This is a genomic window from Corynebacterium hesseae, assembly GCF_037850265.1.
GTDB classification, from domain to species: Bacteria; Actinomycetota; Actinomycetes; order Mycobacteriales; family Mycobacteriaceae; genus Corynebacterium; species Corynebacterium hesseae.
In genome coordinates this window covers 210,029-225,034 of record NZ_CP137211.1, presented here as the reverse complement: position 1 = coordinate 225,034, position 15,006 = coordinate 210,029, and the positions used below count along the sequence as shown (strand labels likewise).

Sequence of the window (15,006 nt, the reverse complement as noted above, 5' to 3'; positions counted from 1 at the left end):
TGAGTTGGTGAGTGGTTAGTTGTATGTGCTGACTTAGAAAAGTTGCTGGCCCAAACTGATGAGGACAGGTATCAACCCAAGGACCAGGAAGGCGGGAAGGAAGCACACTGCCAGCGGTGCTGCGATGAACACACCAGCGCGCTCCGCCCGCGCGGTAGCTTGTGCCGAGGCTTCGGCACGCAGCTGCGCCACCAACCGGTGGCACCCCGTAGCCATGGCCGCGCCCGATTCACCAGACAACTGCGTAAGCCGCACCAGTTCTTCCAAATGCGGCTGACTGGCCAGCGCCGACCACGCGGTACTCATGGGAACCCCCACCCCGATGAGAGCGGCTGCCTCCGACCACTGCGGTGAGGCTTCAGCGACAGCTAGCACAGCACTGCGCGTGGAGAGACCGGCCTCTAGGCATGCGGCGAAGAGCTCCAGGTCGCTGGCAGCATCGAGCGGACTATAGTCCACTTCGGGACCATCGCGCGGCGTCTTCGGGCGCGGTGTGCGCGATCCCGACTGGGCTATTCGTCCAGACGGTGCAGCAGAGGTAACAGCGAATGCCGCAGCCATGAATGCAGCGGAGATACACGTCAAGACCATCACTGCGCCGCCTTTCGCAGAATGAGACGCGACCAGGCAAATCCGGCGCAGACGAGGGCCACGCCGACGTCGAGAAGCACGCCCCCAAGGCCACCACGGAGCAAGAACCCCAGGGAATCCGCGCCCATCGCCCCACCCATAAGGATGCCCGCCAGCGGCAGGCACGCCAGGATGACCGCGGTGGCCTGTGGCCCTTGCAAGGAGGCCGCGGTCTCACCGGCATGGCGGCGCGCGGTATCCAGCTGGCTTTGAGCCTGCTCGATGAGGTTCGCCAACGCCACGCCATGGCGCCCGGAGAGCGTGAGCAGCGCTGCATAGCGGGCAACCTCCGGTGCATTGAGAGCAACCGCAGGCGAACCTCCTTGCGCCGCGAGACCCGCCGCCGTACTCAACGCGGCGCGGAGATTCTCCGGGGTGGAGTCTGGAAGGGCGTCGGCGCCCCGGCGAAGCGCTCCCGCCGTTGTCGATCCCGCCCGCAGCTCGGCGGCAACAGAACCGAAGTAGGAGGCGAGCGCCTCCGAGCCACGGCGCTCACGCCGGGACGCCGCCAGGTCATTGGCAAACCACAGCGCACAGGCCACAATGCAGCCCACCGCCACCACAACAGTGGGCCTGCCGAAGAAGACACAGCACCCGACCCCGAGGAAGAGCGCCCCGGGTGCCAGCGAGCGAGGCTTCGGCGATTCCAGCCGCGTCACCGAAGCAGGCTGCGAGAGCAAACACGCCGCCGCGAGGAATAGCCACATCATGGTTCCACCCCCAGCCGCGAGCACAGCTGCGCAAACCCGGGAAGCGGGCCGTCTTCGGCCGTCCACACCAGCTGCGGTGTAACTGGGTTTCCCTCGAGCACGCCAAGGTGCGCTAGCCGACGCCCCTGCGGTGTGCGCTCCATCCCGAGGACCACATGTACCGCAGCCGCCAATTGCGAGTGCAGCGCCACGCGGTCGAGCCCGCCGAGAGCGGCGAGGGCCTCCATGCGGGCGGGCACTTCATCAACAGAGTTGGCGTGCACGGTGCCCGCACCACCATCGTGCCCGGTGTTGAGCGCGGCAAGCAGTTCCACGACCTCCGCGCCGCGGATTTCGCCGACGACGATGCGGTCCGGGCGCATGCGTAGCGCTTGGCGGAGAAGGAGCGACATGGAGATCTCGCCGCGCCCTTCCGCGTTGGCCCGGCGCGATACCAGGGTCACCACGTGCGGGTGATTCGGGGAAAGCTCCGGAGTGTCCTCGATGATGAGCAAGCGCTCGGTGGCAGGCACGCACCCCAGCAAGGCGGCGAGCAACGTCGTCTTGCCGGAGCCGGTTCCACCAGTGACCAGGAAGGATGCCCGCCGCTCAACCACGGCGCGCAGGACGTGCTCCAGGCTGGAATCAATGCTGCCATTAGCTATCAGTTCCTCCAGGCTGGTTTGCGCTTGGCGCAGCACGCGGAGGCTGATACAGGTTCCACTTGCCGAAGGAGGAGCAAGCAACGCGTGGAGGCGAATTCTCGTGCCATCGGGGCGGGTCAGGCGCCCATCGGCAAAAGGTTGCGCATCATCCAACCGCACGCCCGCCACCGCAGCCAGCCGGGTGGCCAGCTGGCGCACCTCGGCGTCGTCGGCGAAGCCAATATCGCGTGGCTGCAGGCCCTGCCCGCAATCAACGAAACAGGCATCAGGGCCATTGACAACGACATCGGTCAGCCCCGGCAGCGACAGGACCGGCTCCAGCAGTCCCAAGCCCACGGAATCGTGGCGCAGGCGCTGCAAAAGGTCGAGCACGTCGACATCACTGATGACACCGGCTTCCTGGCGAATGCGCCGTGCCAAGGCCGGTGCATCATGGGCCAGCTGTGGCTCGGAGGCCACGATGGTGCGCATCGTATCAATCAGGTTCATGCCACGACCTCCCACATCTGGCGCGCGACACGAGCTAGAGCTCGGGGCAACTGGCGCGGTAGCCCACTAGTTTCCACCGTGCGGGTTAGACCACGGATGGTGGGCAACTCAGCGATGGGATCCGCGTGAGTCACCGTGGCAATATCGCTGGCATCCAGGCCCGCCCACTGGCGGTTGCGCACGACGACGGAGCACTCCTGCGGCCGGGCACGAAGCTCTGCCACCAGCTGCGCACAAGCGGCGGCCGCCCGCACCTCTGCGGCAGTCAGCACCACCACGTGATCCGCCGCATCGGGGATATCCCACGGCGGGCAATCCACCACCACGGTCCCCGGGTATAAACACGCAGCTTGCATAATGGCCGCGCGCCGGGCAGCACTCATCTGCACCACCTCTGCGCTGGCAGACCTCGCAGCGGAAAGAACCGCGATGCCATCCGGGGTGGTAGGCAGAGCACGGACGAGGTCTGCTGCATCAACTGAACCGGTCCCCGCGGCAAGATCCGGCCAGCGCGCGCCGGGCTTGTTCTCAATGCCGGTGAGCAAATCGAGGCCGCCGGAATAAGGGCTCGCATCAACGAGGAGATCCGCGCCTGCCTCGCGGGCCAGCGCGACCGCCACGGTCGAAGCACCCAAACCTCCGGCGGAACCGGTCACCGCCAGGGTTAAGCCGGTGGACACGGTGGTTTCCGGAGTGGCGTCTGCTGCTAGTGCGCCCAGGAGCTCTTTCGATTGCGCTGGCACGATGAAGGCGGCAGTCGCACGGCAGCACAGCGCGGCCTCATAATCGATGGGCCCCGGATCCAGCGCCAAGAAATACACCCTCGGATGCCCCGCCACGAGACGAGCCGTCAGCGAATCAGCCAAGACGGCGTCTGCCTTGGGCAAGTGCCGGGAGAAGTCCCGCGGGTCCTCCACGGTGCTCACTTCCGCAGTACTGGCGGCTGCTGCGGAGGCTGCCTCTGCTCGCAGCGTGGAATCCCCAACGGCGATAACTAGGTGAAACGTGCTCATGCCTGAAGCATGCGCGAGCGCGCCAACCGCACGCTAGAGCTTCCTCACCACCTGTGGATAACTTCGCCATTGTGGCGTCTTTCGCCCCTATTTTGCTGACGCTTGAACAAAAATACCGGGGCTCACGTACCAAAACTCACAGGAAACCGTGCTTCCACAATCCTTAGAATCCGAGGAGTAAGAGTCAAAAGCAAATACCCCCGAGCCACGCTCGAGGGTATCGCAATAAGTGCGGTAAAGAATGGCTTGGTTAGCCATAAAACTCGGGTAGTAAGTCTGAGACTAGGCCCGAGGGGCGCTTGCTTTTAGCCTGCGGCTATGGCGTTCAGCGCCTCACCTAAGAGTATCGTTGGCGCTTCAATTCTGTCAATGACCTCTCATGGCTTGTCTCAATCTTCAAAAGTGGTGTACGGCAGTCACCAAAATGACTCTCGCCTAATGCGGCCGCAATGCCCTTCGAAAGCCGGGCCTTTGGCGAACGATCTTCCAAGAAAGCCTCCAACCCCACGTCTTCGATCTTTTTTCGCGCATGGAAAACCGAACTAGCAAGCAGATCTGCCACCTGTAGTGCCGGACAAGTCCGAGAATCCAGACTAACGGCCGTTGCAAACCGCTTATTTCCAAATCGATTGTTGAGAGAGTTCACTAGAGTGTCTCCGTAGGAAACCCCTACTGGGACATCAATGTGGTCGAGCATCACCACCCCAACTTCACGACGAGTAACCAGACCCCGCAGCAGCCGATCTGTCGCGAACAAATGCCCCTGCCACTGTTCTCGACTACTCCACGGATCGAAATGCCTCTTGTCCAAAACAAAAGCACCGAACGTGCACCCCGAGCTTATCGCTGTTCGAAAAACATCAAGCAAAATCGGCTCAGAGTGCTAAGTAACTTTCGAGAACTTAATCTCGTCAGCCTTTGTGAAGTTATTCCGCTCACGACATGCCTTAATCTCCCGCGAAAGGAAATCAGGATCCTTCGTGCGCACAGCCGCAACAACGAAATGCTTACCTAACGTGCCTTTACTTCCGGCTTCATCTACAAAGTAGACGGCACTTTCTGCAGCAAGCGGCAAACTCACCTGAGGAGGACCTGCTCCCTTTTGGTGAGAAAATGAATTTGCTCGATAGCTTGTCACAGCTGAGAGTATATCGCCGTGCTAGGACATCAAATATGTCTCAGCTCAATGGCCACAGGCGAGCCCGGTTTTTGAAAAAGGTGATGGCCCGCGCCTCGGGGGGGGTGTGCGCGGGCCATCGGTAACCCGGCATCGGGGGGTGCGCCGGGGCAGGCCGCACTGTATATCGGGGCCTTGCACCTGACATTATGACATGCGAAAGAAGAGATGACAACAGCGAACGACAAGATTCCTTGAGATTTCGGACAATCTCTTTGCGTACTCCCGATTCTGCCTGCTAAGGGGCTACGATGAGCAGGGTAACTCGCACACAAACGGCAGGCCCTCGATGACCGGTACCCCTTTCCCCTCTCACGGCACCACTCGCGCAGCCGCGTTCTTCGACTTGGACAAGACGATTATTGCCACATCCTCGGCATATGCCTTCGGCCGCGAATTCATGCACAACGGGCTCATCACGCATGCAGAAGCACTACAGCTGTCTTTAGCCAAGGCCAGCTATATGCTCGCCGGCCACAGCAGCGAGCACATGGACACCACCCGCGATCAGCTCGCCGCCATGGCCGCCGGCTGGTCCGTCCAGGAGGTCCACGACATCGCGGTGGAGACCATGCACACCGTGGTCACCCCTGCCATTTACGCGGAGGCACGCGCGCTTATCGACGCCCACCGCGCCGCCGGCCACGAGGTGGTGATCATCTCGGCGTCGGCAAGCGTACTGGTCGAGCCCATCGCGCAGGAGCTGGGCATCGAGCACGTCGTGGCCACCGAGCTCGCCGAGAAGGACGGCCGGTTCACCGGGGAGATCCTGTTTTACTGCAAAGGCGCCGCAAAAGCTGAGGCACTGGCGCGCATTGCTCAGGAGCTCAACGTCGACCCCGACGCGTCCTTTGCCTACTCCGATTCCGCCACAGACATCCCGATGCTGGAACAGGTTGGCCACCCCGTTGCCGTGAACCCGGACCGCCTGTTGAAGAAGCACGCCCTTGCCCATGACTGGGAAATTCGCACGTTTAAACACCCCGTTCCGCTCTTCACCGCACCCAGCGCACGCGAATTCGGTATCGGCTCGGCGGTCGTGGCCGGCATCGCAGCCTTAGTGGTCGGCGGAATTTTATTTGCACGGCAGCAGCTGCGCGATTAGGCCGCTTGCGCGATGCCGTCGGCTTCGCGGGCGCCGGCCTCCCAGGCGTCGAGAAGCAGCGTAATGAGCACCGCTGGAGCCTTGTCATAGATATCAAGTGCCGCACGGTAGTCCGCGCGATGCCGGTTGAGGTAGGTCTCGGGCACGGCGAATCCCCGAGGATCGAAGCCCGTATGGATAGCGGCAGTGCGGGCGGCGACGAGCGCCACGGCGGTGCTGCGCGCACCGAACAGCGAGCGCGCAGCAATCTCCGCGTGCAGCACCACCGGCAATAAACGATCGAAATCCACGCCGGCTCCGCGCGTGATGAGCTGTGCCAGCGCCTGTGCCACCGCCGGGTTCTGATCGGGATGACCCACACCGCCCGCCGCAACATCGATACTGGCCAAGACCTGCAGCGGGGCCCGCGCGAAGGTCCGCACCGTGGCGGCCTGTTTTTCGGGAGCGAGGAGGGAATAAGCGCTAACTGCGGGCGGGATACCGTCAGCCTCAAGCGGCGCGCCGTCGATCGCCGCGGCCGCCCGCGCACCGCGCAAGAGTGATTCGGAAGAGATAACGTCAAACTTGCGCAAGCCCGCGGGGCGGCGGTGCACGCGTGCTATCGCGGCGGCGGCAGAACCGGCTTTATCCTCCACCCCAGATAGGGCCATCAGCGGGGTCAGCGGGTCAGAATGCGGCATACCCATTACAATAACGCCGTACCCACTTTGCGGGCCGCACCACATGAACTCTGGAAAGTTCATTACTATGGCCGATATAGATTGCGACAAAACAGTAGGAGTTTTTAACCGTGAGCAACGACGGACTATTCACTGACGGGTCCAACAAGTTCGCCCCGAAGGTAGACGGCATTCCCTTGAGCGATGCAGATACCTCCCGCCGCGGCGAAGCATCCATCGGCCAGCTCGTATCCAACGCCACCGAGCAGATGTCCCAGCTGGTTCGCTCCGAGGTCGAGTTGGCTAAGACCGAGCTCGCCGCTTCCGCAAAGAAGGGTGGCATCGGCGCGGGCATGTTCGGCGTTGCCGGTACCGTGGCGCTGTATAGCTCCTTCTTCTTTTTCTTCTTCCTGGCGGAGCTGCTGTCCAAGTGGCTCGACCGCTGGGCAGCCTTCCTGATTGTCTTCCTGCTCATGGTGGTCATCGCCGCCGTCGTGGCCTTTATCGGTTTCAAGCAGGTCAAGCAGGTCAAGGCCCCGGAGAAGACCATCGAGTCCACGAAGGAACTCAAGAAGCTGGTTCCGGGTAAGGCTGAAAAGTCCATCGAGCGTGGCCTCTACACCTAAACCTTTAAGGTCCTTTTAACTCTCCCGCCCCGAGCACATGCGTTCGGGGCGGATTTCGCCTGTGCACCCTTCCCATGAAAGGCCCGCCTATGAATCCCCTACCGCCCTCCGTAGTGGAGCTTGACGGCCCCTTTGAGCACGAGTTCTTGCACACGCGCGGCATCCGCCTCCACGCGGCCACCGCCGGCAACCCGGATGACCCGCTGGTGCTGTTGCTCCATGGTTCTTTCGGCGGGTGGTTCGACTTCCGGAATGTCATTGCCCCGCTTGCCGCCGCAGGCTTCCACGTCGCCGCCCTCGACATGCGCGGTTTTGGTATGTCCGATAAACCACCGCTCGAACCCGGCCAGGATATCCGCGTGGCGGTTGGCGATGTCAGCGGTGCCATCCGCGCATTAGGCCACGACGACGCCTACCTGGTGGGCGCGGATACCGGTGGTGCGGTGGCGTGGGCGCTGGCTACCGAGCGGCCCGAGCGGGTACGCGGGCTGGTATCTGTTTCGGCGGCACACCCAGCTGATCTCCGCCGCGCCATCGCCGCACGCCCCTGGGATTTCGGATGGGTGCTCCTGCGCGCGGCATTGTGCCGCCTGGGAAAGATTGGCGCCCCGAGCCTTCTGCTGAGAGAGTCCACGTACCTCCGGGAGATGGATCTCGACGCCCTCGGCTCCTTCAGCGGCGCCGAGCGGGAGGAGGCGCTGCGCCTGCGCGTGGCTTCCTCGCACATCGGAAACGTCCGCCGCGGAATCATCTGGAATCACCGACTGCGCACCGCCGTCGTTCCGCTCAGTTGGCTCGAACTCACAGTTTCTTGCCCCACCCTGTTTATCCACGCAGATCAGATGCTCTGGCGGCCAGTTGCGCGGCGGGCGGCGCGGCGCTGCCGTGCGGGTTTCACCGCCACCACTATCCCCGAGTCCAAGAACCTGCCCTATCTTGAGAACCCGCATGGTTTTACTCAGACCATCGTTCACTGGCTGCGAGATAGGTAACATTCACCGCCCTCCGTGCCCCACCCCTCTCAGGGGGATGGGGACTTTTTAATTCGTTGACAAAACCGCAGGTTAAGAAAGAATACCTACCGCACTATAGCTTTTATCACAGGACATATTTTTCAATTCCTTGTATATGAGACGCGCCACGCGGTAGCTTCATATCAAACCAACACCACAGGTTTTCTACATCTTTCGCACCACGGAGGTCTAAGACCCACATGACGCTCAAGAAGACGCTCGCTGCTCTCTCTGTCGCTACCCTGCCGCTCACCCTCGCGGCTTGTGGTGGCGACAACTCCGGTTCAGACTCTGCTTCCGGCTCCGGCGATGGCATCGTCACCGTCAACGGCTCCGAGCCGCAGAACCCGCTCATCCCGGCCAACACCAACGAGGTCGGCGGCGGACGCATTGTCGATTCCATCTACGCCGGCCTGGTCTACTACGACGGCGATGGCGAAGCCCAGAACGAGCTGGCTGAATCCATCGAGCCAAATGAGGACAACACTGAGTTCACCGTCAAACTCAAGGAGTCCAAGTTCTCCGACGGCTCCCCGGTCACCGCGAAGAACTTCGTGGACGCCTGGAACTACGCCGTGGCCAATGACCAGCTCAACGCTTCCTTCTTTGCCAACATCAAGGGCTTCAAGGAAGGCGTCAAGGAGATGGAGGGCCTCAAGGTCGTCGACGACCACACCTTTACCATCGCCCTGAACAGCCCTGAGCAGGACTTCCCGGCGCAGCTGGGTTACTCCGCGTTCTACCCGCTGCACGAGTCCGCCCTGGAGGACATGGACGCCTTCGGCCAGAACCCGATTGGTAACGGTCCGTACAAGCTGACCGAGTGGAACCACAACCAGGACGCCACCGTCGTCCCGAATGAGGAGTACAAGGGCGGCCAGACCCCGCAGAATGACGGCATCAAGTTCGTCTTCTACGCAGGTCAGGACGCGGCCTACGCCGACCTGCTGGCAGGCAACCTGGACGTCCTCGACGCCGTCCCGGACTCCGCTTTCGATGTCTACGAGGCCGACCTCGGCGACCGTGCCGTGAACCAGCCGACCGCCATCTTCCAGTCCTTCACCTTGGGCGAGAACCTCGAGCACTACTCCGGCGAGGAAGGCGTGCTGCGTCGCCAAGCCATCTCCTACGCCATCAACCGCGAGGAGATCACGGACACCATCTTCAAGGGCACCCGTACCCCGGCCAAGGACTTCACCTCCCCGGTTATGCCGGGCTACTCCGAGGACATCAAGGGCAACGAGGTCCTGAAGTATGACCCGGAGAAGGCCAAGAAGCTGTGGGCCGAGGCTGACAAGATCAACAAATGGGATAACCCGACCCTGGAGATTGCCTACAACTCCGACGGCGGCCACAAGAGCTGGGTGGATGCAACCACCAACTCCATCAAGAACACCCTCGGCATCGAGGCAGTCGGCGCCCCGTACCCGGACTTCAAGTCCCTGCGCGATGAGGTGACCAACCGCACCATCAAGTCAGCCTTCCGCACCGGCTGGCAGGCAGACTACCCGAGCCAGGCCAACTTCCTTACCCCGCTGTACAAGACCGACGGCTCTTCTAACGACGGCGACTACAGCAACCCGGAGTTTGACAAGCTTCTCGACGAAGCCCTGACCTCCTCCTCCGAGGAAGAGGCCAACAAGAAGTACACCGAGGCCCAGGAAGTCCTGTTCAAGGATCTGCCGGCCATCCCGCTGTGGTACTCCAACGCCACCGGCGGCTACTCCGAGAACGTCGACAACGTCGTGTTCTCCTGGAAGTCCCAGCCGGTGTACTACAACATCACCAAGAAGTAACGCCACTTCCGCTACTTCCCACGACCCCCGCAGCCACCGTGGAGCGGGGGTCGCCCCACGTTTTCACTCATAAGTGTGATTCGAAACGCGCTATAGATTTCTCGCAGACTTGGATCACACACTAAAATTCTTATGAGCTACGTAGGCGCCTGCTAAGAAGGCGTCGACAAGCACCTGCCCACAACGAGTAAAGGACCACACTATGCTGCGCTATATCGGGCGCCGAGTGCTCCAGATGATCCCGGTGTTCTTCGGAGCCACCCTACTCATCTATGCGCTCGTCTTCTTGATGCCCGGCGACCCCGTCGAAGCCCTTGGCGGTGACCGCGGCCTTACCGAGGCTGCCCGCGCCCGCATCGAGGCGGAATACAACCTAGACAAGCCGTTCATCATTCAGTATCTGCTCTACATCAAGGGCATCTTCATGCTGGACTTCGGCACGACCTTCTCCGGCGTCCCCGTAACCCAAGTGATGGCCAACGCCTTCCCGGTCACGGTGAAGCTCACCGTCATGGCCATCATCTTTGAATCCGTCTTCGGCATCCTCTTCGGCGTCCTCGCCGGCATGCGCCGCGGTGGCTTCTTCGATTCCACCGTGTTGGTCATCTCCCTGCTCGTCATCGCAGTGCCGTCCTTCGTCATCGGCTTCGTCTTCCAGTACCTCGTGGGCATCAAGTGGGGTGTCCTGCCGGTCACCGTCGGAGCGAACGCCACCGTGAAGTCCCTCCTCATGCCGGCCATGGTGCTCGGCGCGCTCTCCCTGGCCTACGTCATTCGCCTGACCCGCCAGTCCGTGGCTGAGAACCTGCGCGCCGACTACGTGCGCACCGCTCGCGCGAAGGGCCTGTCCAACGGCGCGGTGACCCTCCGCCACGTGCTGCGCAACTCGCTGATTCCCGTGGCCACCTTCATCGGTGCTGATATCGGCGCGCTCATGACCGGCGCCATCGTGACCGAAGGCATCTTCGGTATCAACGGCGTCGGCGGCACGATGTACCAGGCCATCCTGCGCGGTGAGCCAACCACGATTGTCTCCTTCACCACGGTGCTGGTGATCATCTACATCATCGCCAACCTGCTCGTTGACCTCCTGTACGCCGTACTTGATCCGAGGATCCGCTATGCCTAATTTCGAGAAAAACACCCCCTACCCGGGCCAAGAGCACTTCGTCTCGGAAACCGATGAAACGGGCCTCGGCGCCGTCGACGCCGTCAAGGACGAGTCCGCCCCGTCCTCCCAGTGGGGCGAGGCCTGGCGCTACCTGCGCCGCCGCCCACTGTTCTGGATCGCGGCCGTGATGATCCTCGTGGCCATCCTCCTAGCCATCGCACCGGGTCTTTTCACGAGCACCGACCCGCGCCTGTGCGAGCTGTCCAAGTCCCTCGCCCCCGCCGAGCCGGGCCACCCCTTCGGCTTCAACCGCCAGGGCTGCGACATTTACGCCCGCGTGATCTACGGTGCGCGCGCGTCGGTTGCCGTCGGCGTCCTGACCACCATCCTCGTCGTGGTGCTGGGCTCCTTGATCGGCGCCATCGCCGGCTTCTTCGGCGGCTGGATTGACTCCGTCCTGTCCCGCATCACCGACATCTTCTTCGCCATCCCGCTGGTGCTCGCCGCCATCGTGGTCATGCAGATGTTCAAGGAGCACCGCACCATCGTCACGGTGGTCTTGGTGCTCGGACTCTTCGGCTGGGTCTCCATCGCCCGCATCACGCGCGGCGCGGTGGTCTCCATCAAGAACGAGGAGTTCGTCCAATCCGCCCGCTCCATCGGCGCGTCGAGCTGGCGCATCCTGTTCAGCCACATCCTGCCGAACGCGGCCGCGCCCATCATCTCCTATGCCACCGTGGCGCTGGGCACCTACATCGTCGCGGAGGCCACCTTGTCCTTCCTGGGCATTGGCTTGCCGTCGACGTTCGTGTCCTGGGGCGGCGATATCTCTGACGCGCAGGCTTCACTACGCGTTGCTCCGGCAGTCCTGTTCTACCCGGCGGGTGCTTTGGGCCTGACCGTGTTGAGCTTCATCATGATGGGTGACGTCGTCCGCGATGCACTCGATCCGAAGGCGAGGAAGCGCTAATGACTAACTCTCCACTTCTTGAAATGAAGGACGTCCACATTTCCTTCACCACCTCCACCGGTGTAGTTGAGGCAGTGCGCGGCGTCAACATGTCCATCTACCCGGGCCAGTCCGTGGCGATTGTGGGCGAGTCCGGCTCCGGTAAGTCCACCACGGCGATGTCTATCCTGGGCCTGCTGCCGGGCACCGGCAAGGTCACCGGCGGCCAAATCCTCTTCGAGGGCGAGGACATCACCCACTACGACAACAAGCAATTCGAGTCGCTGCGCGGTGACAAGATTGGCCTGGTCCCGCAGGATCCGATGTCCAACCTCAACCCGGTGTGGCGCATCGGCACCCAGGTCGAGGAATCCCTCAAGGCCAACCACGTGGTGGAGGGCTCCGAGCGCCACCAGCGCGTCGTGGAGCTTCTAGAGGAAGCCGGGCTTCCCGACGCCGAACGCCGCGCCAAGCAGTACCCCCACGAGTTCTCCGGCGGTATGCGCCAGCGCGCGCTCATCGCGATCGGTCTGGCTGCACGCCCGAAGCTGCTGATTGCCGACGAGCCCACCTCCGCCCTCGACGTGACGGTGCAAAAGACCATCTTGGATCACCTGGAGCACCTTACCGAGGAGCTGGGTAACGCGGTGCTTTTCATTACCCACGACCTTGGCCTGGCCGCCGAGCGCGCGGAGCACCTCGTCGTCATGCACCGCGGCCGCATCGTGGAATCGGGCCCCTCGCGTGAGATCCTGCGCTCCCCGCAGCACCCGTACACGCGCCGGCTTGTCGACGCCGCCCCCTCCCTCGCTTCCTCCCGCATCCGCGCGGCCAAGGAAGCCGGCGTCGAAGCCAAGGAACTCAAGTCGGGCGAGGCCATCGGCTCCACCGCTGCAGATTCATCTTCCGCGGCTCAGGCCCCGGTCATCTCGGTCCGCAACCTCACCAAGGAATTCGATATCCGTGGCCAGCGCGGCGGAAAGAAGCTATTGAAGGCCGTCGACGATGTCTCCTTCGATATCCGCCGCGGCACCACCCTGGCGTTGGTGGGCGAGTCCGGCTCCGGCAAGTCCACGGTGGCCAACATGGTGCTGGGCCTTTTGGAGCCGACCTCCGGCACCATCGAGTTCGAAGGCCGCGATACCTCGACGCTGTCGAAGAAGGAGCTGTTTAAACTCCGCCGCAAGATGCAGGTGGTTTTCCAGAACCCCTACGGTTCGCTGGACCCGATGTACTCGATTTACAAGTGCATCGAGGAACCTATGGCCCTGCACAAGGTGGGCTCGCGCAAGGAGCGTGAGGCCCGCGTTGCCGAGCTTCTCGACATGGTCTCCATGCCCCGTTCCGCCATGCGCCGCTACCCCAACGAGCTCTCCGGCGGCCAGCGCCAGCGTATCGCTATTGCCCGTGCGCTGGCGCTGCGCCCGGAGGTCATCGTCCTCGATGAGGCTGTCTCCGCCCTGGACGTGTTGGTGCAGAACCAGATCATCCAGCTGCTCGCGGAGCTGCAATCGGAGCTCAGCCTGTCCTACCTCTTCATTACCCACGACCTCGCGGTGGTCCGCCAGACTGCCGACGACGTCGTGGTCATGAAGAAGGGCCAGGCCGTCGAGCAGGGCACCGCCGACGACATCTTCGACAACGCCCAGCAGGAATACACCCGCAACCTCATCAACTCGGTTCCGGGCATGCACCTGGAAATCGGCACCGGCCACTAACCTACAACGCCGCCTAACCCGTCAGCCTTCATCCGGCTGGCGGGTTTCGCCTTTAAGGGGGGCTCGCTCTTTAAGGGCTAAGCGTCCCGTTGCTCCTACTGCGTCTGACGGCAGTCGAATCGCGACCAGGATCCCCGATTTCCCCGCGCACCATGCTGCGGTTTGCAGGGATCACCGATGTGCCCGTCAACCATCTTTGGGTTGGCGGGATCGGTAGTTGGCGTTGTCCTCTCTGTGTTTAGTGGCTGTGGGTGTTAGCTGCTGTCGGGTGGTTCCTCTGGTGGTTGTCCTGCTTGTTCGGCGGCGAGTCTGGCTACTGCTTCTTGGTATTCGGGCATTGCGGTGATTGGTGTGCCCCAGGGTGGGATGAAGCTGACCCCGGTGTTAAGCCGGTACATGTAGCCGCGCCCGGTAGGCCTTTGTGGGTCATCATCATTGATCCCGTTGTGGTAGGCGCACAAGAACGTCAGGTTCTTGATGTTGGTGTAGCCTCCTGCCTGCCAGGGGATGAGGTGATGGACTTGGCAGTAATCAGCGGGCTTATTGCAGCCTGGTCTAGAACACGTGTGGAATTCAGCATGCAGGGTAAGGCGTTGTTTGAAGTTTGCCCCTCGTGATAGCCGCCAGGTGTCGATGGGTCCTTCAATGGGGTGCACGATGGTGGCATACCCTATTTCGGCGAATTTGTGGGTGAGGAATTCTGCCCCGGTCATGCGCCCGCCGTTAGTGAGGTTGAGTTCGATGTCGTCCCCGTCACCGTTGATGATCTGGTCGAGCTCGTTCAGGGTGACGATGACTTGGGTGCGCACCGCTGGTTTAGAGCCGGTGCCCTCTTTGAAGAAGATGTCGTTGGCGGCTTGAAGCAGGTCGGTGGTGTTGGTGGACTCTAAGACGCCGCGCATGTTGGCGATCGTGGTGGCGTCGTCAGTGATGGAGAGAGTGTTGGGGCCTTGTTCCCGGTAGGTGATGCGCACGCCTGGTTTGGCTATGCGTTTAGAGCGGAGTTCTTTCAGTCGTGTGGTAGCAACGGTGGGGATGCGGTGTGCGGGTGTTCCTGCGAGTTTGATTCTGAGGTTCCAGGCGTCGAGGGTTTTCTTGACTTTTGCGGTGTAGGACTCGATGAGTGTGAGGGTGCCGAGGCTGTGGCGTTGTTGAAGGGCTGCGGTACGGGCTTTGCGTTGTTTGCCGCTAAAGCGGGTGGGCCCGAAATACACCTGGTTAAGGCGTGCTAGTTCGGCAGCATCGGAAGCAGAGGCGCCGAGCGCGCGGAGCTCATCGGGTGAGCCAGGTATATGTTCCACCAGCGCAATCCCCGAGTTGCGTAGGCGGATGTAGGTTTCAATATCCCCCATGAGCACAGAGACTA

General features: G+C 62.2%; 14 protein-coding genes. 7 read left to right on the top strand and 7 right to left on the bottom strand.

Translation table 11 applies throughout. The features are described 5' to 3' along the window. Positions 1-33: 33 nt before the first annotated feature. The 5 genes from R3O64_RS01140 to R3O64_RS01120 form a co-directional block, all read right to left on the bottom strand. Positions 34-591 carry a type II secretion system F family protein gene (locus R3O64_RS01140; protein WP_339017528.1) on the bottom strand — a complete coding sequence of 186 codons (558 nt, stop codon included), beginning with the start codon at positions 589-591 and terminating at the stop codon, positions 34-36. Continuing rightward, on the bottom strand, positions 591-1,340 hold the full coding sequence (locus tag R3O64_RS01135) for a type II secretion system F family protein (RefSeq protein ID WP_339017148.1): 750 nt from the start codon (positions 1,338-1,340) through the stop codon (positions 591-593). The genes R3O64_RS01140 and R3O64_RS01135 overlap by 1 nt, the downstream gene beginning before the upstream one ends. After that, positions 1,337-2,473: a TadA family conjugal transfer-associated ATPase gene (locus R3O64_RS01130; RefSeq protein ID WP_070624613.1), complete on the bottom strand. Its 1,137-nt coding sequence runs from the start codon at positions 2,471-2,473 to the stop codon at positions 1,337-1,339. The genes R3O64_RS01135 and R3O64_RS01130 overlap by 4 nt, the downstream gene beginning before the upstream one ends. Further along, the gene (ssd, locus tag R3O64_RS01125) at positions 2,470-3,486 is read right to left on the bottom strand and encodes a septum site-determining protein Ssd (RefSeq protein ID WP_339017147.1); all 1,017 of its coding nucleotides are present in this window, start codon (positions 3,484-3,486) and stop codon (positions 2,470-2,472) included. Before ssd ends, R3O64_RS01130 begins: the two co-directional genes overlap by 4 nt. 883 nt (positions 3,487-4,369) lie before the next feature. Beyond that, complete coding sequence (locus R3O64_RS01120) at positions 4,370-4,624, bottom strand: hypothetical protein (RefSeq protein WP_339017146.1); 255 nt, start codon at positions 4,622-4,624, stop codon at positions 4,370-4,372. Positions 4,625-4,952: 328 nt separating this feature from the next. Between R3O64_RS01120 and R3O64_RS01115 the strand changes: the two genes are divergently transcribed. Next, entirely contained in the window at positions 4,953-5,768 is an 816-nt protein-coding gene (locus R3O64_RS01115; protein WP_144269140.1) for an HAD family hydrolase, read from the top strand. Here the strand turns inward: R3O64_RS01115 and R3O64_RS01110 are convergent. Then, complete coding sequence (locus R3O64_RS01110; RefSeq protein WP_143334428.1) at positions 5,765-6,454, bottom strand: oxidoreductase; 690 nt, start codon at positions 6,452-6,454, stop codon at positions 5,765-5,767. The genes R3O64_RS01115 and R3O64_RS01110 overlap by 4 nt on opposite strands. A gap of 104 nt (positions 6,455-6,558) precedes the next feature. On the opposite strand from R3O64_RS01110, the gene R3O64_RS01105 reads away from it, so the two are divergent. From R3O64_RS01105 to R3O64_RS01080, 6 genes are all read left to right on the top strand, one after another. Beyond that, positions 6,559-7,053, top strand: a complete 495-nt coding sequence (locus tag R3O64_RS01105; RefSeq protein WP_070531763.1) for a phage holin family protein — start codon at positions 6,559-6,561, stop codon at positions 7,051-7,053. 89 nt (positions 7,054-7,142) lie between these two features. Next, positions 7,143-8,045, top strand: a complete 903-nt coding sequence (locus tag R3O64_RS01100) for an alpha/beta fold hydrolase (RefSeq protein ID WP_070531765.1) — start codon at positions 7,143-7,145, stop codon at positions 8,043-8,045. A gap of 221 nt (positions 8,046-8,266) precedes the next feature. Then, positions 8,267-9,862, top strand: coding sequence for a peptide ABC transporter substrate-binding protein (locus R3O64_RS01095; RefSeq protein WP_070531768.1), 1,596 nt, complete (start codon positions 8,267-8,269; stop codon positions 9,860-9,862). 202 nt (positions 9,863-10,064) lie between these two features. After that, positions 10,065-10,991: an ABC transporter permease gene (locus R3O64_RS01090; protein WP_070524085.1), complete on the top strand. Its 927-nt coding sequence runs from the start codon at positions 10,065-10,067 to the stop codon at positions 10,989-10,991. Beyond that, on the top strand, positions 10,984-11,943 hold the full coding sequence (locus R3O64_RS01085; protein ID WP_070531771.1) for an ABC transporter permease: 960 nt from the start codon (positions 10,984-10,986) through the stop codon (positions 11,941-11,943). The genes R3O64_RS01090 and R3O64_RS01085 overlap by 8 nt, the downstream gene beginning before the upstream one ends. Beyond that, complete coding sequence (locus tag R3O64_RS01080) at positions 11,943-13,640, top strand: ABC transporter ATP-binding protein (RefSeq protein WP_070524081.1); 1,698 nt, start codon at positions 11,943-11,945, stop codon at positions 13,638-13,640. Before R3O64_RS01085 ends, R3O64_RS01080 begins: the two co-directional genes overlap by 1 nt. 254 nt (positions 13,641-13,894) lie before the next feature. Here R3O64_RS01080 and R3O64_RS01075 read toward each other — a convergent pair whose 3' ends face one another. Next, positions 13,895-14,992, bottom strand: coding sequence for an HNH endonuclease signature motif containing protein (locus tag R3O64_RS01075; protein ID WP_339017145.1), 1,098 nt, complete (start codon positions 14,990-14,992; stop codon positions 13,895-13,897). Positions 14,993-15,006: the final 14 nt, after the last annotated feature.